The organism is Lacticaseibacillus zeae DSM 20178 = KCTC 3804, from assembly GCF_000260435.1.
Lineage (GTDB): Bacteria > Bacillota > Bacilli > Lactobacillales > Lactobacillaceae > Lacticaseibacillus > Lacticaseibacillus zeae.
On the sequence record NZ_BACQ01000030.1, the window covers coordinates 1 to 24,578 of the forward strand.

General features: G+C 48.7%; 27 protein-coding genes and 1 pseudogene. 8 read left to right on the forward strand and 20 right to left on the reverse strand.

The window, feature by feature from the left end; genetic code table 11:
* Positions 1 to 248: 248 nt before the first annotated feature.
* The 3 genes from GSO_RS05380 (at position 249) to GSO_RS05390 (ending at position 3,220) form a co-directional block, all read left to right on the forward strand.
* The gene (locus tag GSO_RS05380; protein WP_010489855.1) at positions 249 to 1,670 is read left to right on the forward strand and encodes a glycosyltransferase family 2 protein; all 1,422 of its coding nucleotides are present in this window, start codon (positions 249 to 251) and stop codon (positions 1,668 to 1,670) included.
* A 124-nt stretch (positions 1,671 to 1,794) separates the two neighbouring features.
* Positions 1,795 to 2,175, forward strand: coding sequence for a hypothetical protein (locus GSO_RS05385; protein WP_010489857.1), 381 nt, complete (start codon positions 1,795 to 1,797; stop codon positions 2,173 to 2,175).
* Positions 2,176 to 2,545: 370 nt separating this feature from the next.
* Entirely contained in the window at positions 2,546 to 3,220 is a 675-nt protein-coding gene (locus tag GSO_RS05390; RefSeq protein ID WP_010489860.1) for a type 1 glutamine amidotransferase, read from the forward strand.
* Between the two features lie 122 nt (positions 3,221 to 3,342).
* Here the strand turns inward: GSO_RS05390 and GSO_RS05395 are convergent, their stop codons facing one another.
* The 10 genes from GSO_RS05395 to GSO_RS05445 all read right to left on the reverse strand — a co-directional run bounded on the left by GSO_RS05395 (position 3,343) and on the right by GSO_RS05445 (position 9,456).
* Positions 3,343 to 3,963, reverse strand: a complete 621-nt coding sequence (locus GSO_RS05395; protein WP_010489862.1) for an NADPH-dependent F420 reductase — start codon at positions 3,961 to 3,963, stop codon at positions 3,343 to 3,345.
* A gap of 243 nt (positions 3,964 to 4,206) precedes the next feature.
* Complete coding sequence (gene pcp / locus GSO_RS05400) at positions 4,207 to 4,854, reverse strand: pyroglutamyl-peptidase I (protein ID WP_010489865.1); 648 nt, start codon at positions 4,852 to 4,854, stop codon at positions 4,207 to 4,209.
* A gap of 13 nt (positions 4,855 to 4,867) precedes the next feature.
* The gene (locus tag GSO_RS05405; RefSeq protein ID WP_010489867.1) at positions 4,868 to 5,782 is read right to left on the reverse strand and encodes a DUF979 domain-containing protein; all 915 of its coding nucleotides are present in this window, start codon (positions 5,780 to 5,782) and stop codon (positions 4,868 to 4,870) included.
* Positions 5,782 to 6,468 carry a DUF969 domain-containing protein gene (locus GSO_RS05410; protein WP_010489869.1) on the reverse strand — a complete coding sequence of 229 codons (687 nt, stop codon included), beginning with the start codon at positions 6,466 to 6,468 and terminating at the stop codon, positions 5,782 to 5,784. The genes GSO_RS05405 and GSO_RS05410 overlap by 1 nt, the downstream gene beginning before the upstream one ends.
* Before the next feature lie 232 nt (positions 6,469 to 6,700).
* Complete coding sequence (locus GSO_RS05415) at positions 6,701 to 7,126, reverse strand: Asp23/Gls24 family envelope stress response protein (protein WP_010489872.1); 426 nt, start codon at positions 7,124 to 7,126, stop codon at positions 6,701 to 6,703.
* Positions 7,127 to 7,161: 35 nt separating this feature from the next.
* Positions 7,162 to 7,578 carry an Asp23/Gls24 family envelope stress response protein gene (locus GSO_RS05420; RefSeq protein WP_010489874.1) on the reverse strand — a complete coding sequence of 139 codons (417 nt, stop codon included), beginning with the start codon at positions 7,576 to 7,578 and terminating at the stop codon, positions 7,162 to 7,164.
* 8 nt (positions 7,579 to 7,586) lie between these two features.
* Positions 7,587 to 7,784 carry a hypothetical protein gene (locus GSO_RS05425; protein WP_010489875.1) on the reverse strand — a complete coding sequence of 66 codons (198 nt, stop codon included), beginning with the start codon at positions 7,782 to 7,784 and terminating at the stop codon, positions 7,587 to 7,589.
* A gap of 98 nt (positions 7,785 to 7,882) precedes the next feature.
* Complete coding sequence (gene amaP, locus GSO_RS05430; RefSeq protein ID WP_010489878.1) at positions 7,883 to 8,422, reverse strand: alkaline shock response membrane anchor protein AmaP; 540 nt, start codon at positions 8,420 to 8,422, stop codon at positions 7,883 to 7,885.
* A 13-nt stretch (positions 8,423 to 8,435) separates the two neighbouring features.
* Positions 8,436 to 8,693, reverse strand: coding sequence for a GlsB/YeaQ/YmgE family stress response membrane protein (locus GSO_RS05435; RefSeq protein ID WP_029345525.1), 258 nt, complete (start codon positions 8,691 to 8,693; stop codon positions 8,436 to 8,438).
* Between the two features lie 361 nt (positions 8,694 to 9,054).
* On the reverse strand, positions 9,055 to 9,456 hold the full coding sequence (locus tag GSO_RS05445; protein WP_010489882.1) for a pyridoxamine 5'-phosphate oxidase family protein: 402 nt from the start codon (positions 9,454 to 9,456) through the stop codon (positions 9,055 to 9,057).
* 233 nt (positions 9,457 to 9,689) lie between these two features.
* On the opposite strand from GSO_RS05445, the pseudogene GSO_RS15615 reads away from it, so the two are divergent.
* Positions 9,690 to 10,659, forward strand: a pseudogene (locus GSO_RS15615) (2-hydroxyacid dehydrogenase family protein).
* 106 nt (positions 10,660 to 10,765) lie between these two features.
* On the opposite strand, the gene GSO_RS05455 reads toward GSO_RS15615, so the two are convergent.
* The 4 genes from GSO_RS05455 to GSO_RS05475 all read right to left on the reverse strand — a co-directional run bounded on the left by GSO_RS05455 (position 10,766) and on the right by GSO_RS05475 (position 12,436).
* A complete protein-coding gene (locus GSO_RS05455) occupies positions 10,766 to 10,960 on the reverse strand; it encodes a hypothetical protein (protein ID WP_010489885.1) in 195 nt (64 codons plus the stop codon).
* Positions 10,957 to 11,199, reverse strand: a complete 243-nt coding sequence (locus tag GSO_RS05460) for a hypothetical protein (RefSeq protein WP_010489886.1) — start codon at positions 11,197 to 11,199, stop codon at positions 10,957 to 10,959. Before GSO_RS05460 ends, GSO_RS05455 begins: the two co-directional genes overlap by 4 nt.
* 328 nt (positions 11,200 to 11,527) lie before the next feature.
* Positions 11,528 to 11,995: a flavodoxin domain-containing protein gene (locus GSO_RS05470; RefSeq protein ID WP_010489888.1), complete on the reverse strand. Its 468-nt coding sequence runs from the start codon at positions 11,993 to 11,995 to the stop codon at positions 11,528 to 11,530.
* Positions 11,996 to 12,130: 135 nt separating this feature from the next.
* Positions 12,131 to 12,436, reverse strand: coding sequence for a hypothetical protein (locus GSO_RS05475; RefSeq protein ID WP_010489891.1), 306 nt, complete (start codon positions 12,434 to 12,436; stop codon positions 12,131 to 12,133).
* A gap of 331 nt (positions 12,437 to 12,767) precedes the next feature.
* On the opposite strand from GSO_RS05475, the gene GSO_RS05485 reads away from it, so the two are divergent.
* Positions 12,768 to 12,974 carry an LBP_cg2779 family protein gene (locus GSO_RS05485; RefSeq protein WP_010489894.1) on the forward strand — a complete coding sequence of 69 codons (207 nt, stop codon included), beginning with the start codon at positions 12,768 to 12,770 and terminating at the stop codon, positions 12,972 to 12,974.
* Between the two features lie 123 nt (positions 12,975 to 13,097).
* Positions 13,098 to 14,723 (forward strand): gamma-glutamyltransferase family protein, encoded by a 1,626-nt coding sequence (locus tag GSO_RS05490; protein ID WP_010489896.1) that lies wholly within the window; start codon positions 13,098 to 13,100, stop codon positions 14,721 to 14,723.
* A gap of 80 nt (positions 14,724 to 14,803) precedes the next feature.
* Here GSO_RS05490 and GSO_RS05495 read toward each other — a convergent pair whose 3' ends face one another.
* The 5 genes from GSO_RS05495 to GSO_RS05515 all read right to left on the reverse strand — a co-directional run bounded on the left by GSO_RS05495 (position 14,804) and on the right by GSO_RS05515 (position 19,747).
* On the reverse strand, positions 14,804 to 15,178 hold the full coding sequence (locus tag GSO_RS05495) for a DUF1634 domain-containing protein (protein WP_010489898.1): 375 nt from the start codon (positions 15,176 to 15,178) through the stop codon (positions 14,804 to 14,806).
* Positions 15,178 to 16,020, reverse strand: coding sequence for a sulfite exporter TauE/SafE family protein (locus GSO_RS05500; protein ID WP_025013497.1), 843 nt, complete (start codon positions 16,018 to 16,020; stop codon positions 15,178 to 15,180). The genes GSO_RS05495 and GSO_RS05500 overlap by 1 nt, the downstream gene beginning before the upstream one ends.
* A gap of 145 nt (positions 16,021 to 16,165) precedes the next feature.
* Entirely contained in the window at positions 16,166 to 17,479 is a 1,314-nt protein-coding gene (locus tag GSO_RS05505) for a TPM domain-containing protein (RefSeq protein WP_010489901.1), read from the reverse strand.
* Positions 17,480 to 17,742: 263 nt separating this feature from the next.
* The gene (locus GSO_RS05510; RefSeq protein WP_010489903.1) at positions 17,743 to 18,375 is read right to left on the reverse strand and encodes an LVIS_2131 family protein; all 633 of its coding nucleotides are present in this window, start codon (positions 18,373 to 18,375) and stop codon (positions 17,743 to 17,745) included.
* 10 nt (positions 18,376 to 18,385) lie between these two features.
* Positions 18,386 to 19,747 carry an FAD-dependent oxidoreductase gene (locus GSO_RS05515; protein WP_010489906.1) on the reverse strand — a complete coding sequence of 454 codons (1,362 nt, stop codon included), beginning with the start codon at positions 19,745 to 19,747 and terminating at the stop codon, positions 18,386 to 18,388.
* Positions 19,748 to 19,891: 144 nt separating this feature from the next.
* On the opposite strand from GSO_RS05515, the gene GSO_RS05520 reads away from it, so the two are divergent.
* On the forward strand, positions 19,892 to 21,742 hold the full coding sequence (locus GSO_RS05520) for an FAD/NAD(P)-binding protein (protein WP_010489908.1): 1,851 nt from the start codon (positions 19,892 to 19,894) through the stop codon (positions 21,740 to 21,742).
* 162 nt (positions 21,743 to 21,904) lie between these two features.
* Here the strand turns inward: GSO_RS05520 and GSO_RS05525 are convergent, their stop codons facing one another.
* Complete coding sequence (locus GSO_RS05525) at positions 21,905 to 22,771, reverse strand: helix-turn-helix domain-containing protein (RefSeq protein WP_029345526.1); 867 nt, start codon at positions 22,769 to 22,771, stop codon at positions 21,905 to 21,907.
* 94 nt (positions 22,772 to 22,865) lie between these two features.
* Here GSO_RS05525 and GSO_RS05530 point away from each other — a divergent pair, with 94 nt between their 5' ends.
* Positions 22,866 to 24,446: an ATP-binding cassette domain-containing protein gene (locus GSO_RS05530; protein ID WP_010489912.1), complete on the forward strand. Its 1,581-nt coding sequence runs from the start codon at positions 22,866 to 22,868 to the stop codon at positions 24,444 to 24,446.
* The last annotated feature ends 132 nt before the right edge of the window (positions 24,447 to 24,578 follow it).

Consider the following 24,578-nt stretch of genomic DNA (forward strand, 5'->3'; position numbering starts at 1 on the left):
GAGCCGTTTTCGTGCTAATCTAAGGCCATCCAAAAAGAGGGCCTTTGCGTCATCAGTCAATCTTTTCGGCTCAGTCGTTTCACTTTTTCGATAAGTTCGTCGCCACAAGGGGGAGAAAATTTTTCGCGTTAAGTTTGCCGGAATACGACAATGCTGCGTGAGATTTTCTAAGTGCGCGAACGGATACGAAACCGCGCATGATCAGTATAGAAACAGCGTACCGATCACGCGCAAAGGGGGTAGTCAGTATGTTTAAGCATTTTTCTAAATTGGATTCGTGGGCCCTCGTTTTGTTCCTATTGATTGTCATTGGTGGCCCTGTCCTCATTCTGCACAGTATTAGTCATTCTTTTTTACCATTTATTCATCACTTCGGCTTCGTGATTTTCTTGATTGTGATTAGTAGCAGCACTTGGGTTCTTTTGCTGACCATGTATTATGTTTTCATGATGCTGTTTGGCTGGGGCAAGGCACGGCGGGATTACCCGTTGGTCGCACCCAAGAGCCGGTTTCTGATTCTCATTCCGGCACACAATGAAGCCGCCGTCATCACGGCCACTTTGGAGCACCTTCAGCAACTCGACTATCCGCAAGCGGCGTATCACATTGTGGTTGTCAGCGATCAATCCACTGACCAAACAACGGCGCTTGCCGCGGCTCAGGGCGTTCAGGTGATCGACACGTCGCGCCAGCGCTATCAGCGGGTCGGCGTCGGCAAACCGGCCGGCCTCCAATATGCATTGGATGAACTGACCGACTCGGGCACCTTGGAACAATACGACTTGGTAATGGTGCTGGATGCCGACAACTTCACCGACCCTAACCTTTTACGGGAATTGGACAGCCAATATCAAGCAAAGCACTTTACCGCCATTCAGGCCTATCTTGATAGCAAAAATGACAATACGCTGTTGACGTTGGGTTACGCCATGAGTTACTGGACCATGAATCGCTTCTTTCAGCTCAGTAAATATCGGCTGGGTTTGGACAACAGCATCGGCGGAACCGGCTTTGTCGTTGAACGACAATGGCTGGAAGCCAACCATGGTTTTCAATCACACAGTTTAACCGAAGATCTTGAAATGGAAATCCGCATTGTGGAAAGCGGCGGCACCGTGGGCTGGAATCATTTTGCCCGCATTTATGATGAAAAGCCGGATCATTTGCGCGCCAGCATGACCCAACGTTTCCGGTGGAGTCGCGGACATTGGTATACTGCCTTTCACAATTTAGTGCCGTTGTTGCATCACTTTTTGAAAACCGGCGATTTGCGTGACTTGGATCAACTTAGCTATCTCTTTTCCATGCGCCAAAACTTTCAATATCTGCTTGCATCTTTCTTCGGAATCGCGTGGGTCATCAGTCTCGTGATGCCAAGTCTTGGTCTGCATCCAATCTGGCTCATCGATGTCGATCGCAGTTATTTTGTACCGATAACGATAATCAACTGGCTGATTTTGCTGGAGGGATTCATCCCCATGATTGCCGGATTTTTATACGATGCTAATTGGGAAGGTTCCAAATGGTTGATCACCCCAAAAGCCGTCCTAGCTTTTTTCTGGTTCTCGCTCACTTATTTAATTGTTCAAATCGGCGGCTTGCTGACTTTTCCTAATCAAAAAGCCTGGGCGCATACCCAGCATGTCCTGACCGTCACGCATCACCTTTGATATGGCTGGTTTAAGGCGTGCTTATGCCAACCAGTAAGCCGAGATGATAAAATCCAGAATCATTTTGACAATCTCTGACGACAGTTCGATAATGAAGTGGTAACTAAACTCAGAGGCGAAAAAAATGGAATTAGACGGCAAAGAAATCAAGGAAAACGAACAACTGACCGATGCACAGCTGACTGACTTGCACCAGCAATATCAGGCTTTGTGGGATAAATTAAAAAAAGACAACTATCGAACCGAGCATCAGTTCATGGAAGTCTTATATGAAGAACCCGACAACGTTCAAAACTATGAAGCGGCGTTTTTCACGTATCAGATCCGCAAAGATACCGGTGACAATCAGTTTGATCAGTTGAATATCATTTTAAACAATAAACCGACTTTTCATGATCAGCCTGATGAATTCGTATTTGAGATTAGTGATTATCCGGATATGGATGCGATTTATAAGGCGATCGAAGAAAAGGCCCAGCCTTGGATTAAAGCTCACAAGCGTTAGCATTTTGGCTAGGCTCGTGGCTTATCAATGCGGTTAAAGAACCGATCACGATTTATAATGACCGATCTTTAACCGCATTGTTTTTGATGCTGCTTGCCAGTCGCATGCGTTCAACGGACCAGAAACTTGCTCAATAAGGGCTTTGCGCGGAATAGCTAAAACCTGACCTTGCAGCTTTCTGGTGCGAAAACGCGTTCGCTGGCGCAGAAGTCTGCGTATAAGGACCTTGGTCGCAATGGCCTAAGCCCGGGCCATCACGCCCAAGGCCACTTATACTCCGACTTCTAACCGCGCCAGCTTACGCTCTTCTCTTTTGTCCCAATTTTGTGATAAGCTGTTGCCAATCAAACCAAACGGAGGCACTTGATTCATGGCGGATATAATCAAAATCGCGTACTTGTACGAAGATCTCATGAATACCTATGGCGACAGCGGCGATGTTAAAATTTTGCGCTATTTGCTGAATCAACAAGGCTACCAGGTGCAGGTCGATAACATCAGCCTCGGCGACGACTTCAATGCCGACGACTATGACTTCATCTTCTTCGGCGGCGGTCAGGATTATGAACAAACCGTGGTCGCTAAGGATCTGCTTCGGTACGCCCAAACGTTAGGCCGGTATATCGAAAACGGTAAACCCATGCTGGCGATCTGTGGTGGCTACCAATTGCTGGGCGATTACTATAAAACCAGCGAAGGTACCGTCATCAAAGGCCTTGGCATTTTGCCACTGCATACGGTGTTCAAGCCGGACAGTCGCATGATTGGCGACACCAAGTACCAAACCGAATTCGGAACCGTTAAGGCGTTTGAAAACCATAGCGGCCGAACCTATTTTGACGACAAGAAAAAGCTTAAGCCTCTTGGAAAGATGATTGAAGGGTATGGCAACAATCCTGAAGACGGTGTCGAAGGCATGCGCTACAAGAATACCATCGGCAGTTATTCCCATGGTCCCATTCTCAAAAACCAGAACATCGCCAAAGCTATCGCTAAAATGATCGTGCAAAATCACAAAGACCGCATCGGACAGCCTGCGCACTAACACTGCGACTGACGCTGAGTGATTCGGCCTTGATCGCTTTTAAATTTTAGACGTATCAATAAAACGGAAAGCTGCCTCACGCCCGAGCCTGAAATGACGCGTGCATGAATAGCAGCTTTCCGTTATTTGTTTGCCTGCGCCCGCACCTGATCGGCATCGCCCGTAAACAGGAACAACGGACCATCTGCCTGTGCCGGATAACTATCTGCCAAGCCACCAAGATCCACGGCATCAAAGCCGATTTTTTCAATCAAATTCGTCACGGTTTGCTTGGCAGCGGCATCATCCCCGGCAATCGGAATCGCAATCCGATCGCTTGACTGATTCGGCTTAGCCAGACTGCGAATCTTCGTCATGGCAATGGTATTGAATGCCTTCACCACTTTCTTAGTACCGAAGTGCTGCGCCACCAGCTCCGATGAAGTGGTATGATGCTCGGTCAATGCCGAGCGCTCGCCATCACGGCTGGGAAAATAGTTGGTTGCATCAATCACAACCGCATCTGCTTTTACCTTTGTCGGCAACTCGTCTAAGGCGTTGAACGGCACTGCCAACACGACAATATCTTGATCAGCCGCCTCAGCGACCGTGCCTGCTTCGACCGTCGACCGCATCTCGGCAATAACCGGCGCCAACGAAGCCACACCATGGCGATGGGACAAAATCACCTTTTCACCAACATGACTGAAAAGCTGGCCAAGCGCGCGGCCTACATTACCTGATCCAATAATCCCGATACTCACGCAATCGCCCTCCTTGTATAGGTTCATTGAGTGAAAACTGACTTCCACTATTATTATATCGCCTATGGGAGGAAACGGAAAAGACAAGGTTATTCTAGATGGGTGGCAAACTGTATTTTGATTGTTACTGTTCTACAAGACGTGCGCAGTTTCAGAAAACTCCTTGTAACGACTTTGGGCGCAATGGCAAAATCCGCCATCACGCCCAAAGCCACTAATACTTCGATTTCTAAACGCTCGTCCTCAGTGAGTCTTGCCCTCAACCGTTTCCAAATCACCCTTACCATCGCGTTCAACAATGGCTTGGATCGCGGCCGTAATGCCCTTCACATCGTCATCAAGCGACAACGCCGGCGTTTCTGGCCGGGCAACGACTTGCTCCGGTAAAAACGGAATGTGCATGAAGCCGGCTTTGATGGTCGGGAACTCTTTGTCGCGCATGTATTGAACCTGATAAAAAATGTGGTTGCAAACATACGTGCCCGCAGTGTTAGACACTGAAGCAGGAACGCCGGCTTCACGAATGGCCTTTGCCATCGCTTTAATCGGTAATTGGGTGAAATAAGCGGTTTGCCCATCTTCGTGAATCGGATGGTTCAGCGGTTGATATCCAGCGTTGTCTTTAATCCGGCCGTCATCAAGGTTAATGGCCACCCGCTCCGGCGTCAATTCATAGCGACCGCCAGCTTGGCCAATGCTAAGCACATAATCCGGCTTTTCTTTGACAATCGCATCATGCACCACGTCCGCAGACACGTTAAACTTAGTCGGAATTTCCAGCTTCACAATCGTTGCGCCGTTAATTTCGTCTGGCAACCGTTTAACTGCCTCAATCGCCGGATTAATTTTATCATCGCCAAAAGGGTCAAAACCCGTTACAAGAATCTTCATATTAATATCCTTTCTAAAATGCCAAGAAGTACATCAAACCGATTTGAATCACCAGTAACAACACGGCAATCGGTGCCTGTTGCTTGATGACGCCCAATGGATCGTCCATTTCCAGCAACGCGACCGGCAGACTGTTAAAGTTGGCTGCCATCGGGGTCAGCAAGGTTCCACAATACCCCGATGTCATGCCAATCGCCGCAACAATCGCCGGGTTGGCACCTTGGGCAATGACAAACGGAATTCCGATCGCGGCGGTAATCACCGCAAAGGCCGCAAACGCGTTACCCATAATAATCGTGAACAGCGCCATCGCCACACAGTATAAGATGACCCCACCCAGATGACTGCCAGCCGGAAATAGACCGGCAATTAACTTAGCCGTCAACGAGCCGACCCCGGCTGCAGTGAAAACCGCACCCAAAGTGGCCAATAATTGCGGTAAAATGCCGGCAGCACCAACTGAGCGAACCATCCGCTGCGTATCATTATAAACCATTTTTCCGGAAGCTTTGGTCATGATAATAGCGACTACCAGGGAAACTGCTGCGCCAATCCCGATGCCGACCTGACCGCCGAGCTTGGTGAACTGGGCAACCGCGATCGAAACAACTGCCAGCACGACACTCGGAACAAAGACCCAACCGCCGAGCCGTTTAGCCGCCTGAGCCGCATGTGCACCGTCAACTGGTTTGATTTTTCCGATTTGAATCTGCTTGAACAGCGCAAGAATGCCGATGACCACAACCAAAATACCTACAACCATCGCCGGCAATAACGTGCCAAAGGCGAAAATAACCGCCAGAATGAGCCAAAACAGGCCGGTGCCGATACGCGCTGGATTATCTTTTGCGCGAAAAGATTCAATTCCGGCTAGTGCCATCACGACTCCAATCAAGGCATAAAGCACTAGAAGCAACGTATTCACCATCAGTGCTTGCCTCCTTTATCATTCTGCGGGTCCGTCTCAAATTGCCGATCAAACCAGCGATTATAAATAGCCACAACGACTAATGTAATAATCGCAACCGGAATGGATGCCAACACGACCTGCATCGGTTCAACCGGATGCTTGAGGCCCTTCATCGTACTGGCGATCAATAAAACGCCAGCCGTTGCTACAAACAGATTCTGGGCAAAAAAGTTACCGAAATTATCTGTCGCGGCCGACCGCGCTTTAATGAGATCAATTTCCTTATCCGTCAGTTTACGTTTGGATTCAGCGGCTGCGGTGACCATTGGCGTGATCAGCGGCCGAACAAACTGCACCTGACCGGACAACGAAATCCCGAAAACACCGCCTAATTCACGGATCACTAAGTAAAGGTTCAAAATGCGGCTGGGCGTGAGTTTCTTTAGTTTCTGAATGCCGGTCACCGCTACCTCTTTTAAACCATGGCTTTCAACCAGGCCGATCATCGGCAGCGTCAAGAAGAAAAGCGACACCATGCGATTATCAACGAAACTCTGACCCAATGTCGTCAATAAGTCCGGGATACTCATGCCGGAGAAGACAGCCGTGACAATGGCCGCCAGCACCACGACCGCCGTTGTATCCCACTTCAAAGCAAAGCCGACAACGATGATAACAATGCCGAGTAATTTCAAATATTCCAAGTGCTGTTCCCCCTTATCGATAATGGTGAAAATTTTAAAGGTTCTTGGCAGGAAGGTCAATTAATTAAAGCGTGCAACTATTTATAACGGAGACTATTTTATGACGGGCAATCTTTTGACTGCTGCACTGTTGTGGGTGACTCCAATGAAAGTAGCTAAAAAGGGATAGCCCCGTTAGCTTGGGGTTATCCCTTTTGCGTTGAAACGCGTTTACTGGGCCAGTTCACGCTCTTTAGGCCGGTTGCATCTCTTTTTCGTTGTTCTTATCTTTATCCTTTGCCTCATTGCGGGCAATTTCTTCCCTTGTCAGCATATCCTTGACCGTCATTTTAACCTCGGTCACGTTCAAACCGGTCATTTGGCGGACGTTTTTGGCAATCGCCATGGTAACTTTGTTGAAAATTTCCGGTACATTTTCACCGTAACGAACCGTTGCGTCAAGTGAGACGGAAACATCCTGATCATCACTCAAATCAACGTTAACCCCTTTGGTCGGATCTTCATCTTTGCTGAACATGTCGGTGATGTTCGCCATCATGCCGCCTTCAAGCGAGTAAACGCCTTCGACTTCATTGCAGGTGATCCCCACGATTTTAGCAATCACTGCGTCGTCGAATTTCAATTCCTTATTGATGCCGCTTTGTTTCTTGTTATCCATGTTAATCGCTCCTTTTTTTGAGGTCGTTTAGTAACTTAGCGTTTTTGCCATTCGCGTTTCGTCAACACATCTTTAACGTGCATATTCAATTCAACTAGCTGCAGACCGGTCATGCGCTCGATTTGCGCGCTGATCTTGTCGCACAGTTGCTTGAAAATAGCCTGGGCATTGCTATCGAATTCCAGGAAAACATCCATATCGATCGCAAGCTGCTTTTCACCGACTTCTGCCGAGATCCCTTTAGTCAGGTTCTCGCCGCTAGAAAAAGTCTCCGTCAGGTTGTCCATCATGGAGCCGTCCATCCCCAGAATGCCATCGACATTCTGGGCACAAATGGCGGCAATTTTCTCGATGACCTTATCTTCAAAAGTCACCCGACTATTGGCCATCAGCGTCTCGTGCTGATTCGCTTTTGGTGCCGGTGCGGTTTTTGGTGATGCTACTGCATCCATCGACTCACCTACTTTCCTTTACTAAATGCATCTTTGCCAGACGTTAGCCAGCTCATGAGGTTGCCCCAGTTAGGGACGAGATAGCGCTCAATGAGCCAGCCTAATCCGCCAAAAATCACGACAAGCATCATGCCCATAAACCCGAAGCGCATCCAGGCAAAGGCAAGAATGACGCCAATCACAGCTCCGATTGTTCCTTGCTGCATGCTGTTATCACCCTTTCGTTGCTGATGAACGCTGATGCCAACGGTGCTTTGGTACACACCCGGTTTGACTGGCAATCAGCTTTCATCCATCCGCGACATCAAATGACCCGAGCAGTTTTGGCCTTCACTTTCGTTGCCGGAAGCAGTTGCACCCGCACATGCTTGACGGGAACGCCAAGACATTCTTGTAACTTTTGGCGCGCCGTTTCTTCGATTTGCTTGGCCTCTTGTTTCAGCTCCTTACCGTTTCCGGAAAAGGCTGCGATCCGCATGCGGGCCACTTGCTTCTTCCGAATGCTAACGTCCACGTCCACTGATTTGGCAAAATGACGGGCCACGATCGCTTTTGCCACCGTGTTTTCAATGGCACTTTTATCAAGTGTCAGATCTCCATCATCCCCTGCCAAAATCAAAGCATTAGCCGTTGACCGCCGGAAAATCGCCACCAGTAGCATAATCAGAAAGACCAGCAGCACCAATCCCGTCAAACCGATCATAAGCGGCCGTAACCACACAGCTTGCTGCAGATAGAACCGGGTAAATTCGCGATTGGGCCAAAGCAACAACCCAAAACCCACACTCTGGAGCAATCCGCAAACGGCAACGAGGCCGAATAGTCCTTTCGTTATCGGTTTCATCTTTTACGGCCTCCTACGCCTTGCGCCGGGTCGATCCCAACAGCAAGGAAACAAGGAAAACAACAATGACTGCGCCGATAATTGCCGGAATCAACGCCATGCCAGCCAGTGACGGCCCCCAGTTACCGAGTAAAGTCGTACCGAGCCATGCACCGATCAGCCCACCGATAATATTCCCGAGCCAACCAAGCGGCATGTCCCGACCAACGATGAGCTGCCCAATGCAACCGATCACAGCACCGATAATCAGTGTCCAGATTAAATGCATCATGGTAATCATCCTTTCTTGTGAGCGTGAGCCGGCGCTGTTAGGAGTCGGAGTGTAAGCGGCCTTGGGCGTGATGACCCGGGCCCTAGGCCATTGCGACCAAGGTCCTTACACGCAGACTCCTGCGCTGGCAAACGCGTTATGACTAACAACTTTCTGACTATCTTAAGCTTAACGAACCGAACTTATCATTCGCAATAAATATGCTAATAATAACAATTAGTATTTAATTGAAGACGCAAAAAAGCCCGCCGTTATGCGTTTCACACAACGACGGGCTTATGAATCCGTTAATTAAAAAGATTAACGGATTAATCAAAGCGCCACTAGCTCATCCAAATCCGTTTGCGGATTCGGTTCGCGATTAGCCTTCGATCAAATCGCCGGCATTCGGACCGGCATCCAGCTTGTAAATTCGATCAACATTGATAACAACAGCACTGATGGCTGCTGGCAAGTGACGTTCCTTGGCAAACGCCTGAGCATCTTCAAAGATCTTGTCATCATTATGAAATTCAACGGTGCCTTCAAACCGAAAGCCCTTCAGAGCCTTGTAATCAACCGAGGCAACGGCAGCCTTTTTGGAGTACTGCAGATTGTGCCACGCTTGTTTACCGGTTTCTTCGTTGTAAATCAAGTGATGATCATCCAAAACTCGCATGGTGCCTTTTGGGCCGACCTGCGGATTTCCGTTCTCATCGGCGGTTGCCAAGTAGTTAAGCTGTGCACCGATCATGTCTTTCATGTCTTGCGTCAAAGTTGCCATCAACGATCAATCCCCTTTGCTTACTTTTTGTTACCAACGTCAGTGTAACACAAATTGATCGTGCACGTCAGTTCTCGCTTCTTTTTTAACCTTTAAGCAGTTCTAAGCCATCAACGGTGAGTGGAAAAGATGGTCGCGATTTTATTCATTTGGCGGAACCTGTATTACACTAAGGGTAAGTGAGAAATTAATTTTGTCATAGGTTCAGTTTGACCTAAGGGAGGCAGGTATTGATGCCACAGGTTTATGTTTCAGCCGCTTTGCCTAAATCCGCCAACGCAGCGCTGCAAAAAGCCGGAGTGGATTTTGACGCTTACAACGGTAAAGGACTCATTACTGAAGATGAGCTCCAAGTCATTTAGCTAACACCGAAGTTCTCATTACAGCACTTTCAACGCCAGTCACGGCAGCAACACTGGCCAAGGCGCCGCATTTGAAACTTATCGCAAACTACGGGGCCGGTTTCAATAACATCGACGTCACCGCCGCCAAAGCCCAAGGTGTGCTCGTGACGAACACGCCAAAAGTTTCAACCACATCAACAGCCGAGGTGACACTAGCCTTGATGCTGGCAGTTTTACACCGGGTCACAGAAGGCGATCGGTTAATGCGCGGTCCCGGCTTTTCCGGCTGGGCACCGACATTCTTCTTAGGCCACGAGCTTGCCGGCAAAACCGTCGGCATCATCGGCATGGGACAGATCGGGCAAGCCGTTGCCAAGCGCGTGCATGCATTTGATGCCAAAATTCTCTACACGCAACATCATCAACTGACACCTGAAGCCGAACGGGCACTGGGAGCGACGTTCATGGATCAGGCGACTTTGTTGCAACAAAGCGATATTGTCACCCTTCATTTGCCGTTGGTGCCAGCCACGCATCATTTGCTCGACGCTCAAGCCATGGCAACGATGAAGCCGACTGCCTACCTCATTAACGCAGCAAGCGGTCCCTTAATTGATGAAACCGCCTTACTCAAACAGCTAAACGATCATCGTCTGGCTGGAGCTGCGCTAGATGTCTATGAAGCTGAGCCACACGTCAGCTCAGGACTCAAGGCGCTGGACAACGTTGTGCTAACACCGCATATCGGCAATGCAACAGTTGAGGCGCGCGATGGCGCGATGCCATGGCCAAAATCGTCACCGACAATACGTTGGCTGTTCTAAACGGCAAACAGCCGCAATACGTTGTGAATGGCTAAGCAGCAGCGGTTCCAATCATAAAACGCCAAGCAACCTTGTTTGCCGTGATGTCGGCTTCAGGTCGTTTGGCGTTTTGTTTTGTACAAAAATCATGGTTTCAATAAACTAGTGTTTCTGCGAATCATGTGGCTGCCAAAAGCTGGCTAAAAGCAGCGCAAGAACAACGCCCAAAGTTAAACCAAGGCCGCCAACTAAAAAAGGATTCGCAATTTGATGCTGCTGCATGAAGCCATAGATAACCGCGATGAGAACAATGGCAATTGCCACTAATGCAACACGATACCAAGTGTTCTTAGTCATAGGTGAGCCAGGATCGTGTACTTGCCGACATTCTTATAGTCGCCTTTTGCCTTTGAATCAGGTGTACCAGCGGCTTCATAGAAAACCGAGTACTTGCCATCTTTATCTTTTGCAACAACCAATCCCTCGTCAACGACGTGTTGAGCCTTGTAAATTTGCGCACTACGCCGGGCAGCAGCAAAGTCATAATCATTAGCAACTGCATCGCCGGGATTGAAGAAAACAATTTCCTCACTCATCAAGATCCCCTCACTTTCTGGTGAGCGTGAACTGGTGCGGTTAGAAGTCGGAGTGTAAGTGGCCTTAGGCGTGATGGCCCGATCTTGGCCATTGCGCCTAAGGTCCTTACACGCAGACTTCTGCGCCAGTGAACGCGTTAATGTGAGCGCGAGCCAGCGCGGTTAGAAGCCGGAGTGTAAGTGGCCTTGGGCGTGATGGCGGGCTTTGCTATTGCGACCAAGGTCCTTACACGCAAGCTTCTGCGCCAGTGAACGCGTTAATGTAAGCGCGAGCCAGCTTCTGCGCCAGCAAACTCCTTATGACTTCAGTATACCACGCTAATTCAGGTCACTTCTCACTTTGAAGCGCCTCCGCTTGCTTAATCAGGCTCTGCGTAAACGCCGCAAACTGAGGCATTTCTTCCTGTTTAACATTCAACGCAATTTTGACCGGCTCCGCGCCCTGAATCGCTCCGCTAGCTCTCAAAACTGCTTCAAACAACTCCGGAGCTGTGTTGTAATCCTTGCCGTAATAAGGATCGCCGGTGCCAAGCACGCCAAAAACCAGCGGCTTCGCAGAAAAGTCCAGCTTGCTCAAATCCTCATAGAAATCCTGCGTTTCTTCCGGAATCACGCCGCCGGTCCAAGTATACGTTGCCAAAACCAACACATCATAGTCCTTAATCTTACTCGGGTCCGTCTGAATCATTTCGCCAAGCGTAACATCCCAGCCGTAATGTTCAAAAAACTGCTGCTCAACCCGTGCCATTCCTTTGGCATTACCCGTGATTGATGCGTATAAAATGATCGCCTTCATCGTCCTCACCTCATTAAGTCCAGTATACTGATAACTGCGGGGTTGTAAAAGCTTACATGACTGGTGAAATGCGATGTTTGGCTGTGACCACTCAAAAAGTCGCAGTATCGTTCACACTGCGACTCGATAACTCATTCAACTGGCGGTTTCAACGGTCCCTTCACCTTGAAGGATGAAATGAACAGCATCCGCAAGTTCGTTTTCTTTAAAAAAATTGATTTCTTGTTGACCCGAAAAATCATCCACTTCGATAATCGGCTCAAATCCGTTGAAGCGCCGCAATTCTTGACGCAACCAGGCATCCCAGACTTGGGTTGCCAAGCCTTGATGCTGGCTTTGGTTTCGTCGAATGATGATATTCTTATTGTCCCAAATCCGCACACGCAAATCACGGTCACTTTGACTAGCGGCTAAGTCTTGCAAGTAAGCATAGTGTTCCATAAGCTCACCTTACCTTTCAAATCAAGGCAATACTTACAACATCGAACGACTGGCAACCTTGTCCAAACGCCGCCAAATCAACTGTTTTACCATCGGGATGTTGGCGGTTCTGGCACTCTCTTTTAGTACATCTTCATTATACAAACATTTGTTCGCTCTTGCAATCTTTAAGTTCACCCCTGACCATTTTTCGAATATCATCCTGCACTCCGTCTTTGTAACCTGACATTTTCGCTAATGAATCACGACAAAGTTACGATTGAATGTCATACGTGCGCACCTTGACAAAAATCGTTATACTGTTAGTAAAGGCTCACGAGGAGGAATCGTTTTGGCTGAAAAAGATCAAATCAGTGCATTTTCACGGGAAATTATCGACTTCCAGCGCAAAAATCATCTAACGGACACAGAGATGGCGCTTAACAGCCATGTATCAGTGGAACATATTCACAACATCAAATCTATGCGTGAGATGCCGGATTCTTCCGTCGTCGCCACGCTGAAGGACTATATGGAACACAAACCGAACGGTAAGTAAGTTGCGGCACGAAAAGCCCCGTCATCAAATGCAAAAATTTGGTGACGGGGCTTTTTACGCAGGATTGTGATATTCTGTGACCTATATCTCACATTACATATTCGACACAAACGAGGCGATTCGATGTCCTTTTTCACGAACCCTAACAATCCTTACCCGCGTTCGCGCAAGTCAGTCTATGCTAAGTACGGCATGGTGGGTACCAGCCAGCCGTTAGCTGCTCAAGCCGGGTTGCGGATTCTGCAACAAGGCGGCAATGCAGTTGATGCAGCCGTAGCGACCGCTGCCTGTCTAACCGTTGTCGAGCCCACCACCAATGGCATTGGTAGTGATGCATTTGCGATTATCAGCATTAACGGTCAGCAATATGGGATCAATGGCAGCGGTCCGGCGCCGCAAAGTCTCAACGTGGCAGATCTTCAAGCTGCTGGTTTAACGGAAATGCCCAAGTTTGGCTGGACCTCCATTGATGTTCCGGGCGCACCTGCAACTTGGGCCGCGATGGTTGAACGGTTTGGCCAGCTTTCCTTGGCTGAGGACTTAGCGCCAGCCATCGCCTATGTGCGTGATGGCTATCCCGTGTCCCAGACCATCGCTTATTTTTGGGAACGTGCCGCGCAAAATTATCGGCAAGCACAAAAAGAGGCAACTAATCCGGCGATTTTCGACGAATGGTTCAAAACCTTTTGTCCAACTGGTCATGCGCCGCGCACCGGCGAAGTTTGGCAATCTGCGGAACAGGCCGATATCCTGACACGCATTGGCCAAACACAGGCGCGCGATTTTTATGAAGGAACCTTGGCCCAAAAAATCGTTGCAGCTGCGTCACAGAATGGCGGTTATTTAACAGCCGAAGATTTAGCGGCGTATCAGCCGGCTTGGGTGACGCCGCTAAAGCTCCACTATCATGGCTATGACGTGTTGGAACTCCCCCCTAACAGTCAAGGTGTGGTGGCGTTAGAAGCACTAGGGTTATTGCAGGGTTGGCATTTTACCAACCGGGATTCATTTGACACCGTCCACCACCAGATTGAAGCGATTAAGTTAGCTTTTGCCGACTTCTTTAAATTTGCTGGCGACCCGCGGGCCATGCAGCTTGATCCAAATCAATTGCTTGCATCGGATTACCTCGCCAACCGCAGCGCGCTGATCGGTGAATCGGCCCGACCACCTGAAGCTGGTGACCCGCAAAGTGGCGGAACCGTTTATCTGGCAACTGCCGATCGGGATGGCAATATGGTGTCCATGATTCAAAGCAACTACATGGGCTTCGGCTCTGGTGTCGTGGTGCCCGGCACAGGCATCGCCCTGAACAACCGTGGTAACAACTTTTCCTTCGATCCCGCGTCACCCAATGTCCTTGAAGGTGGTAAACGCCCGATCAACACCATCATCCCGGGCTTTTTAACCCAAAATGGGACCCCAATCGGACCATTTGGTGTGATGGGTGGTTTCATGCAGCCACAAGGGCATCTGCAGGTTTTAATGAACACCATTGATTTCGGCCTTGACCCGCAAACCGCGTTAGATGCCCCGCGCTGGCAATGGATGCATGATCAAAATGTCCAGGTCGAACGCGAAGTGCCAGCCGTGACCGTTAACCGACTTGTCGCGGCTGGACATCAGATCGTTGTTCAACCCGAACCCAATGTTTTTGGTCGCGGACAAGTCATCTGGCGCAATCCCGAAACCCAAACTTATGTTGGCGGGTCCGAATCGCGAACAGACGGCGCCATGGCGGTTTGGTAACGCAAAAAGAGGAATTTCAACTCGCAGGCAAAAATGTCTGTGGGCTGAAATCCCTCTTTTTTCGTGCGATTGCTAACGACTTAACGATTGCCCAAATACCCAATCGTCATCGCACCGATTAAGATAATCAGCACGGCAGTCGTAATCCATACATACAGGTGGTCATGTTCCACGGCAAACGCATAAATTGAAACTACCACCCGCAAAACCGGGGTCAAAATCAGCAAAAAAATGCCTGTCATTAACACGGCGTATGGTTTTAAGGCGAAGGTTCCACTCAAAATAGCGCCAACCCGCGTCGGGTGAACGCCTGCCGGATACCCGGTCGACCCGGTCGCAATAAGCAAAATCAGCCCCAAAACAATGACCACCGCCGACAAAATGACGCCAACTTGCATGACTTTGCCGATCATAATTTCGACATCATCAATTTCGGTTTTAAGTTTATTGTCCATCAGATCGACACCCCAAATCCTTTAAGCGCCATTTGAATGCCCATATAGCCAATAACCGGAATGAAGATCATGCGCAAAACCTTGGTCGGCAGAATCTGCATCACCCGAGAACCGACCGTCGCGCCAATGAGGATCCCGATGGCCAGTGGTGCAGCAATTTGCGGCTGCAACTGTCCGCCAAAATAATACACCGTTGCACTGGCCGCCGCGGTGACCCCCATCATGAGGTTGCTGGTCGCACTGGAAGGCTTCAACGGCATGTGCATGATCGTATCCATCGCGATCACCTTAAACGCGCCGCTGCCGATCCCTAACAGACCGGAGGCAATACCGGCGCCAAACATCATCGCAAAACCGCCCGGCACGTTGGTCACCGTATAATTGACTTCTTTACCGGTGGCCTTGTCAAAATAAGCCCCGTTCAAGCGCAACTTGGTCGCAATTTCATCCGGTGTCGTCTGGCGCGCTTCGTCTTCTTTCATCCGCATTTTGCGAATCATATTGAACGCTGAAAAAATCAATAACGCGCCGAATAAAATGTACAACACTTTGCCGTCCACAAGCCCGGTAACAATCGCGCCCAAAACCGCGCCGACCGTCGTGGCAATTTCCAAAAACATCGCCACGCGCAGGTTCAGCATTTCATCTTTAAGATACGCAATCGTCGCACCTGAACTCGTGGCAATGACGGAGACGATGCTGGCTCCGATCGCATATTGAATCGGCAAACCCATTAGCATCGTCAGAATCGGCGTAATAATCATCCCGCCGCCAATGCCAAGCACCGCACCCAGAATGCCGCCAAGCAAACCGGTGCCCATTAACAATAGTATTTGCTCCATTTATCTAGCCCCGTTTTCATGCGTTAAATAATGACAGTTAAAACCACACACCATTTTGTTTGTATTTTCTAATGTTAGCCCACGTGATATGTGATTTTCAAGCTATTTTCAAAAAGCGGGTCGCCACGCTTCACCGATTCATCAGTCACCAGCTACCACCAAAACCGCCGCCGCCACTGGATCCGCCACCAAAACCACTGCCGAAACTGTCGGATCCGCCACTTCCGCCACTACTTGATCCAGAGCCAAAATCAGACATCACCCACAGCGGTAAGTCATCTTGATCTAAGTGCTGATCCTTGTCTGGATGACGGATATGGAAAAGTATGGCCGAAAACGTTGCTGCCAAAGTTTTATCTGAAAAATGATCCGTTGCTTTCACGTTTTCAAGAAACTTCGCCCATGTTGTCACGGCTTCCTGACTGGAGATGCTTTTTTGCCCGCTGAGCCATGTTGCATATGCCGTTTCGTATGGCTTTCCTGTTACCAGCCGATCCGTTAACGCCGGCGTCAGCAAATCAGCCAGTGCCGCTATGGTGGGCGCGTTGACGATTTCTTGATCTGACAGTTTCCGGAGTGCACCTTGAAGATTGTGGTAGTACCAATATGGATGCGGCGTCGTAAACCGAATCTCCTGCGTCCAGGATTCAAACCTTCGTCGCGCTAGCCCAGCCATTCCGATTACGCGTAATTGGTGATGCGCCCAAGCAAAGCGAAATAACGGCAAGGAAGCTGAATCTACCCGCAACTTAATGCCAGCAGCTGTCACCGCTGCATAAATCGGCAACGCTGCCATCGCCCCGGGGTCGCTCATCGCGTCATGCAACCGCGCATTCATGGCAGCATGCACCAAAAAGAAAAGAACCATTAATCCGACCAAAATCAGTGCCGCAATCATTAGCGCCTGCTTGATTGCCGCAGCACGCGCGCGTTTGGCCTTAATTTGAGTTGGCGTTGTAATCGCACTTTGGTGAGCAACGACACGCTTCCCGATATTGGTCAGGAACATCGCAATGGCGCGATCATAATTTTCGGCCTTGAGCTGGTTTTTAACGCTGTCCGTCACGATCTCGTCGGCGCTGCCGTCTGGTACAACGTCCTCTAAGCCATACCCGACTTCCAGCCAATACTTGTGATCATTGCGAGAAAGCACCAACAATAGCCCATTTTCCCAGTCTTTTTTGCCGACGCCGGCCTTCGCAAACTGGTCATTAGCATAATCTTCAATGTCATCATCATGCAACGACGCCACCGTTATGACCGCTATTTGCGGATGCCCTTTTACCTTGGCAAATGTCTGGTCATTTAGCTCGTTTAAAACCCGGCGACTCTTAGGCCCCATCATCGCCCCTTGATCGCGATACCATTTACCTGAACTCGCCTGAACCGGTTGCAGCGTTGCAGCGCAGAGTCCCAGCAACAACATTAGGGGTACCAACCACCAGCTGTGCCGATGCATCCCCTCGCCTCCTTCATTTAATCGGGTTGTGAATGGTTTCATCATACCATGTGCTGAATACCGAACCATTCACTTAAGCATCAGGTTTTGCTGAATTTTTAGTCAGTTCAATTTAAAAGGCCATAACGCGCTCGCCAGCCCAAAAACCTGCATGTAAGGACCTTGAAACCTACACTCCGTTTTTAACCGGGCTGGCTCGCACTCACAAAAAAATCGCCTGACGCAACATTTTGCATCAAACGATCAGATTGTTTCTGTTCGCCTTAATCCTCGACCGGATCAATCTCGACAAACGTATCATTAGGAACCCGTAGAATCGAGAACCGATCAGCAATATGGCCCACGTGCATGCCCAAGCCGTTCAGAAAGCCCGGTTGGTAGCGTGCCGTCACCGTCGCCACATAGGCCTGATCTGCGGTTTGATCAAATCGTTTCAGATACTTTTTCGACCACGGATAGGCGGCAGCTCGCGGCGTTAAGGGTTGGGCGCCTGAGCTGACTTCCGCGTTATGACTGTTGTTTTCATACTTTGCGCCTTCCGTCCAGTAAGTATAGTAGAGGATTGGATTTTTACCGTTACCGGTGTGGACCCGAACGTAGAAGGAATGCTCGTCGCCTGTTTGTAAGATCAGCGGTTGCGCGCTATGGCTGATGGTGACGGCGTGACTATCGCGGTAATCGATAGGCCGCAACCAGCTTGCCCATACCAACCCGGCCGTCGCCAGGAATAGCACGGCTACTTCCGCAAGATCAACCAGCACCACCGAAGCCGGCACTTGGCGACCGGATTTGACGATCGCTTTAATATGTCGCCGGCGAATGTGCCAGACGATGAAGATGAAGTAGGCAATTAAGATCACCCACGCTGACAGTCCGATAAGATTCCACGCGTTCATAATTTTCCCCCTACAACTTTGCGTTATCTGCCTGCATCACTGCTAACTGGCCTAATAAATTAAGATAATGCCATGGTTTATCATAATTCGGATTAAACAACATATCGACATAGGCCAGCTGATCAATCGTATTGCGATTTTGAATCATGACCGAAATCAGATTCGCCGCATTGGCAATGTCATATTCACTATAAAACTGTGCCCCTAGAATCCGGCGATCGCGCGTATCATAGACCAGCACCATTGTAATCTTGACCGTATGCGGCATGAATGGCGGTCGGAAATCATCCGTCATGGTCACACTGGCTGCCGGCAGATGATTACGCTTGGCGTGGGCAAGTGTGAGTCCGGTAACCGCCAGACTATGATCATACAATTTTAACGCACTGGTCGCCTGTGTTCCCATATATTTAATATTCTGGCCAAAAATATTGGCACCGGCCATTTTTCCTTGGCGAACGGCATTCGTTGCCAACGGCGCATAAGCATCTTTACCGGTCGGGTTAAAATGAACGGCAACGGCATCACCGGCAGCATAAATATCCGGATTGCTGGTTTGCATATAATCATTCACATGAATCGCACCATCCGGATTCATCTCAACCTGTCCGACCAGCAATTCGGTCATCGGACGAAAACCGACACAAACCACCGCCAAGTCGGCCTGAATCTCCCCTTGATCCGTCTGAATGAAGACATGCTTGGCATCACTGTCAAAATGTCTGGCAATCGTATTGGTCTTGAGTTCAACGCCGCGTTTCGTCAACACAGAAGCAATTTCCTTACTGAGCGGCAAGTCAACATAGTGGCTCAACAACGGCGACACGCCATTGATCAAAATGACCTGTTTGTGGTTGCGGCTATAGGCCTCGGCCAATTCAACGCCGATATACCCACCGCCAACAATGGCAATTTTGTCGGCATCTTTGGCGCTCTCTTTAATCTTGCGCGCATCATCATAACTTTTGCACATCAAGACCCGCGGAATACTGACACCGGAAATCGGCGGAATCACTGGATAACTGCCCGTGGTCATAATGAGCTTGTCGTACTGATAATGTTGCTGCTGGCCGGTCGCCAGATCCTCGGCCACGACCCGATGATCAGCTGCATCAATCGATAAAACGTCATGCTTTAAATGGACGTGCACCTTGGCGCCAAGCGCTTCAAGCGAAGCCGGGGTAGCATAAAACATATCTTCCAGTCGTCCAACTGTTCCTTCAAGGTACAAAGCAATGCCACAAGAAAGAAAGGAGATGTCTTCGCGACGTTCAAAAACATCCACTTCCGTTTCCGGGTGTCTCGTTAAAAGTTCGCGCACTGCCGCAGTTCCTGCATGCGTACAGCCCACAACGACAACTTTCATCAGCATCTGCCTTCCCTTCTAGATTATCAATACAAACATTATGACACGAAAAAGGGGAAATCTAAAGCAAGTCGCTAACGGCTTTGCGACGCTTCCAAGTATAATAGCTTTGTTGCTTCTTAATTGGTCAATTCATAAAAGGAGTTCAATATGCACATCACACTTATCGGTGCCGGGCCGCGGGGCTTGCTGCTTTTAAGTCGGCTGCTGAGTTGGCAACCGATCCGCTACCCCAAGCGCCGGCTTAATATCGTACTGGTTGACTTTTATCCAATCGGCGGCCGAGTATGGAAAATCAATCAGGATCCTAATTTAATTATGAACACTGCTGCTTCGCAAATTACCTTATTTACGGATCAGAGCGTCACTGACGTCGGGCCATTTATCACCGGACCCGATCTGAGCACTTGGGCACTGACGATCGCGGCAGGCTATCTGGATGCCCACCCTGAACTGGATAATCGGGCAATTTTGTTACGCCAAGCTGCCAGTCTCGGACCCAACAGCTACGCTTCCCGCGCACTTTACGGCGTGTATCAGCGGTGGTTCTTCGACTTACTACGCGCCCAGGCCGGCCAAAATACCATCACCTACAAACAACAAACAGTGACCCGCTTAGATCAAAAAAATCCCGGATTCACCATCACAACCGATCAGGAAAGCTGGCAAACCGATCAAGTTGTCATGGCACTGGGGAATTTAAAGAACTCATTGACGCGCGATCAAAAAGCCTTACACGACTATGCCAAAGCGCACAAGCTATTTTATCTGGAACCGGGTTTCCCGGAAGAAGGCGACCTCAGCAACATCGAACCGCAAGCGCCGGTTATCGTTCGGGGACTCGGCTTGAGTTTCTTTGATTTAATGAGTCGGTTAACAGAAGGTCGCGGCGGGCGGTTTCAGAAAACCGCAGATGGCTTGCTCGCCTATCACCCGAGTGGTCGCGAGCCGCACATCTTTGCCGGCTCGCGGCGCGGTTTTCCATATCGCGCTAAAGGCCACAATCAAAAGGGACCGGGCGAGGAATGGCAGCCGCAATTTCTGACGCCTGAGCAAATCAATGCCTGGCAGGCCCGCGGTGAAGTAAGCGGTCAGACTTTCTGGGACGCGTTAAAGCATGAAGCCGAGTTGATTTACTATCGTCTCCTGTTACCGCAACGCTATCCCGACATTGACGAGACCGCGTTTGAACATGATTTTCTCGCGGACCCGGTTGCGACTTTAGGCACCTTACCGATCGCCGCTAAAGACCGCCTCGATTGGGATGTGCTCGCCGATCCGACCAAAGCCCATCCCAGTGGCCAGCCATACCAAGACTTCATGCGCCATTATCTCCGGCAAGATGCCCGCGAGGCGATGCGCGGCACGAAAACCGGCCCGCTAACCAGTGCGCTAGAAGTCTTACGTGACATGCGCGATCCCATTCGCCAATTTGTCGAACGTGGCCTCTTTAGTCAGGACCAGTATCTCGACTTCTTCTTGCGTTGGTTCAACTCACTGAACGATTTTCTGTCGATCGGGCCACCTGCTCTGCGCATCGATCAGCTGCAGGCCCTAATCGGTGCAGGCATCGTCACAATCCTACCACCAGGCATGCAAATTAAAGGCATCGACGGTCAATTCCTTTTAAAAACACCAAGCGATCCAAAATTCTCCTTGCAAGCCAAAGCCTTGCTCGAAGCACGGGTTCCAGCCGTCAACGCTCCAACTGCGCAAGATCCTCTCGTTCAGCAACTGCTGCATGACGGCTATGCGCATCCTTATGAACTGCAACTCAATGCCGACAAACGTTTCCAGTCAGGTGCGATCGCCGTCGATAGGCAGACCCAGCAATTGCTCGACGCCAATGAACAGCCCCAAGCCGGTCTCTTCTTCTGGGGTGTCCCAACGGAAGGCGTCCACTGGCTCACCACCGCCAGTCCGCGCCCACTTGTTAATGATGTGAGTTTGAAAACCGCGGAGCAGATTGTGAAGGCGATTTTTGCTGGTACCGGTTCGTGATTTCAATTCAAAATTTCTATGAATAACTCAAAAGGCTCAGCATCCCGCATTTTGGATGTCTGAGCCTTTGTAGTATTCGCAAGTCGGCATGTCTGGAAGGCGAAAATCTAAGCGAAGTAGTACATTTTTTAAACGATTTAAATTTTATCAGCCGTTGTGTTATTAAGTTGCCGTTTCATTTATGAACATTTCAGCCTGTTTCTTGAATGCAACAAAAAAACTTTTTGACCCAAGCATTTTCTGAATCTCCACGATCTTCTCGACACGCTCTTTATTTTCGGGGGACGGTTCTTCACAGTATGTGCAAAGTGCTTCTGCGAGTGTGATCAAAAACCGTTCAGCCATCATGTTGTCCTCAATATGACTGTTCTTCATAACGCGTAGAAAAAGCCTGGCCATTTTTAAATCCTTAGCCGTTAAGTTTAAAAGTATAACATTGTATAAAAGGCTTATATTAAGTTGCAGATTTTGGTGTATTTCCAAAGCCTCATTAGTTTGAGAAGCTAATTCCCGCGCCAGCTGGTTAACGGTTACTAACGGCATAACTGACAACGTATTTCCGAAAAGCAACAGTTCGAATCGAGTCCAACCATCCACATTAAACAGATAATCTGCCAAGAAACTGACATCGGCTTTTGAGAGTGATTCACCATTCATATCGGCAATCATTGCTTTAACCATAATCAAAATGAGCCGATTATATTTTCCTGAATGCTTCTTGAAATGCGCTTCAGCCCTGTCTTCTACCAGTGCAGCTTGGCCCCCGTTGTTATTGACAATTGCCTTGGTAATGTCTTCCAATATCGACTGCTCGTACAGATTCTCCTTAATAGCTAGAGCATTACCGAATTCGGCAAATGTGACGTGTAAGCGTTCAAGAAGTGCCAGAAGCTTATCAGCGGAAATCTGGGTTAAATTCCTTTCAAACTTAGATAACTGCGCCTTCGAAAGAATCCCGTCACTAAGCTCTGCCTGGCTCATGCCCTTGTTCTCACGAAAAACATGAATAACTTCGCCAATCTTTTCCATGATGCTCCCCTGCTTTTTCATATCTGAAACATTTTTTGTTGGCATCATATTACCACATATACTAGGGCCATCAAATTAATGTGAGGCGATCACCATGAAACCAACTATCAGCTTACTATCGCGACAAAAGGCGTTGACGCTATTAACAACGTTACTGATTCTAATCGAGTCGCTTGGCAAAGTGGCCAGCTCACTGACCCTTGCACCCTTGACCGATCAACTCATCAACAAAAACTTTAATGGGGTCGTCTTTTGGCTACTGTCGACCATTACCATCTGGGGCATCACCCTAACCATTGGCTACTTGAATTCTGTACTGAAAGCCCAAATTATCCGTAAGGTAACGAATCAGTTGCGTACTGATATTGCGGACGGACTCAGCACTGTATCGATTTCCGAATACAAGAAAGTCAACCATAATGAATACGTCTCATGGTTAACCAATGACATCAATATGATCGAACAAAATGGCTTAGATGCGTTCTTCTCACTGCTAGGCAATGTTACAACGTTGCTGTTTGCCGTTACGTCGTTAGCTTTTTACCATTACAGTTTGGCACTGGCTGCCATTATTTTAGGACTTCTCACAATGACCATCCCCCAGTTCTTCTCTAAAATTATGACCAGAGAGACTAATCGGCTTGCAACTGCCAATAGTTCTTTCCTAGGAAAAGCGGATGACATTATTGGCGGATTCTCCGTGTTTTTCAGTCACAATCTTGGCAACGCCTTTACACATAAGCTGGCTGTTGCTTCCGATCAACAGGGAAAAGAGAAAGTTCTTTACACCAAAAATGTCGGCTTGGTTAATTTGCTGATCAGTGGCGTCAATGTAACCGCACAAATGCTCGTTTTGACACTAACTTGCTTGTTAGTTGTCGGCGGTTATTTTACAGTCGGCGTCATCTCATCTAGTGGTTCATTGGCAGGCACCGTCTTCAACAATCTCGCAGGTATGATTCAAGGTATCTTTCAGATGAAGTCTGTTACAGTATTGCTTCATAAAGATACTTCCTCAAAAGAACCCGCGCTCTCTCCTGAGGATGATTCATTTAAGAACGCACTTACGGTTGACCATCTTTCTTTTAATTATGACGAAAAACCTGTCATCAAGGATATCTCTTACCGCTTCGAGAAAGGCGGTAAGTATGCCATTCTCGGAAAAAGCGGAACTGGCAAATCAACACTTATCAACCTGATGAGTGGCAGACTTACTAATTACAGCGGTTCTATCCACGTCGATGATCTAGAATTAAACTCACTTCCAGCATCAACGCTGAATGCCAAAATCGAACTTGTCGATCAAAAATCATATATTTTCAATGAAAGTGTTCAAGAAAATATAACATTGGGAAAACCTAGCGCTTCAAATACACTCAATAAAATCGTAGAGTTTCTTGGTATCAACACATTCACCAGTTTAAGTACGAATATCCACGAACACGGCAGTAACTTGTCTGGTGGGCAACGACAAAAATTAGCACTAGCACGCGCCTTATCATTTCGGAAACCAATCTTGATTGTCGATGAAGTCACAGCTGGTATTGACGACGAAAGTGCCCAAGCCATTGAAGATGCCTTATTAGCAGAAAAAGATCTCACGGTGATTATGATCACACATCACCTCACGCCTAAGACAAAAGCACAATTGACTGGAACACTCGAATTAGCTTAGGAGGCTAAGATCATGCAATATGCAGGAATTGATCCATACAGTAAACCCAATGCTCCTGGCATTTCCACTTTGACTTAGGCTCACTAACTGAACCGTAAAACAGACGCTTACATCTCCAAATAATTTGGAAAT

Coding starts and splice junctions, on each gene's coding strand:
- GSO_RS05455 (WP_010489885.1), bottom strand. CDS start 10,960: ATGACTAAGAACACTTGGTATCGTGTTGCATTAGTGGCAATTGCCATT.
- GSO_RS05470 (WP_010489888.1), bottom strand. CDS start 11,995: ATGAAGGCGATCATTTTATACGCATCAATCACGGGTAATGCCAAAGGA.
- GSO_RS05420 (WP_010489874.1), bottom strand. CDS start 7,578: ATGGATGCAGTAGCATCACCAAAAACCGCACCGGCACCAAAAGCGAAT.
- GSO_RS05495 (WP_010489898.1), bottom strand. CDS start 15,178: ATGGACAATAAACTTAAAACCGAAATTGATGATGTCGAAATTATGATC.
- GSO_RS05530 (WP_010489912.1), top strand. CDS start 22,866: ATGAAACCAACTATCAGCTTACTATCGCGACAAAAGGCGTTGACGCTA.
- GSO_RS05510 (WP_010489903.1), bottom strand. CDS start 18,375: ATGAACGCGTGGAATCTTATCGGACTGTCAGCGTGGGTGATCTTAATT.
- GSO_RS05415 (WP_010489872.1), bottom strand. CDS start 7,126: ATGGATAACAAGAAACAAAGCGGCATCAATAAGGAATTGAAATTCGAC.
- GSO_RS05425 (WP_010489875.1), bottom strand. CDS start 7,784: ATGCAGCAAGGAACAATCGGAGCTGTGATTGGCGTCATTCTTGCCTTT.
- GSO_RS05390 (WP_010489860.1), top strand. CDS start 2,546: ATGGCGGATATAATCAAAATCGCGTACTTGTACGAAGATCTCATGAAT.
- GSO_RS05435 (WP_029345525.1), bottom strand. CDS start 8,693: ATGATGCATTTAATCTGGACACTGATTATCGGTGCTGTGATCGGTTGC.
- amaP (WP_010489878.1), bottom strand. CDS start 8,422: ATGAAACCGATAACGAAAGGACTATTCGGCCTCGTTGCCGTTTGCGGA.
- GSO_RS05525 (WP_029345526.1), bottom strand. CDS start 22,771: ATGGAAAAGATTGGCGAAGTTATTCATGTTTTTCGTGAGAACAAGGGC.
- GSO_RS05520 (WP_010489908.1), top strand. CDS start 19,892: ATGCACATCACACTTATCGGTGCCGGGCCGCGGGGCTTGCTGCTTTTA.
- GSO_RS05505 (WP_010489901.1), bottom strand. CDS start 17,479: ATGCATCGGCACAGCTGGTGGTTGGTACCCCTAATGTTGTTGCTGGGA.
- pcp (WP_010489865.1), bottom strand. CDS start 4,854: ATGAAGATTCTTGTAACGGGTTTTGACCCTTTTGGCGATGATAAAATT.
- GSO_RS05475 (WP_010489891.1), bottom strand. CDS start 12,436: ATGGAACACTATGCTTACTTGCAAGACTTAGCCGCTAGTCAAAGTGAC.
- GSO_RS05445 (WP_010489882.1), bottom strand. CDS start 9,456: ATGGCAACTTTGACGCAAGACATGAAAGACATGATCGGTGCACAGCTT.
- GSO_RS05490 (WP_010489896.1), top strand. CDS start 13,098: ATGTCCTTTTTCACGAACCCTAACAATCCTTACCCGCGTTCGCGCAAG.
- GSO_RS05405 (WP_010489867.1), bottom strand. CDS start 5,782: ATGGTGAATACGTTGCTTCTAGTGCTTTATGCCTTGATTGGAGTCGTG.
- GSO_RS05460 (WP_010489886.1), bottom strand. CDS start 11,199: ATGAGTGAGGAAATTGTTTTCTTCAATCCCGGCGATGCAGTTGCTAAT.
- GSO_RS05380 (WP_010489855.1), top strand. CDS start 249: ATGTTTAAGCATTTTTCTAAATTGGATTCGTGGGCCCTCGTTTTGTTC.
- GSO_RS05500 (WP_025013497.1), bottom strand. CDS start 16,020: ATGGAGCAAATACTATTGTTAATGGGCACCGGTTTGCTTGGCGGCATT.
- GSO_RS05515 (WP_010489906.1), bottom strand. CDS start 19,747: ATGCTGATGAAAGTTGTCGTTGTGGGCTGTACGCATGCAGGAACTGCG.
- GSO_RS05385 (WP_010489857.1), top strand. CDS start 1,795: ATGGAATTAGACGGCAAAGAAATCAAGGAAAACGAACAACTGACCGAT.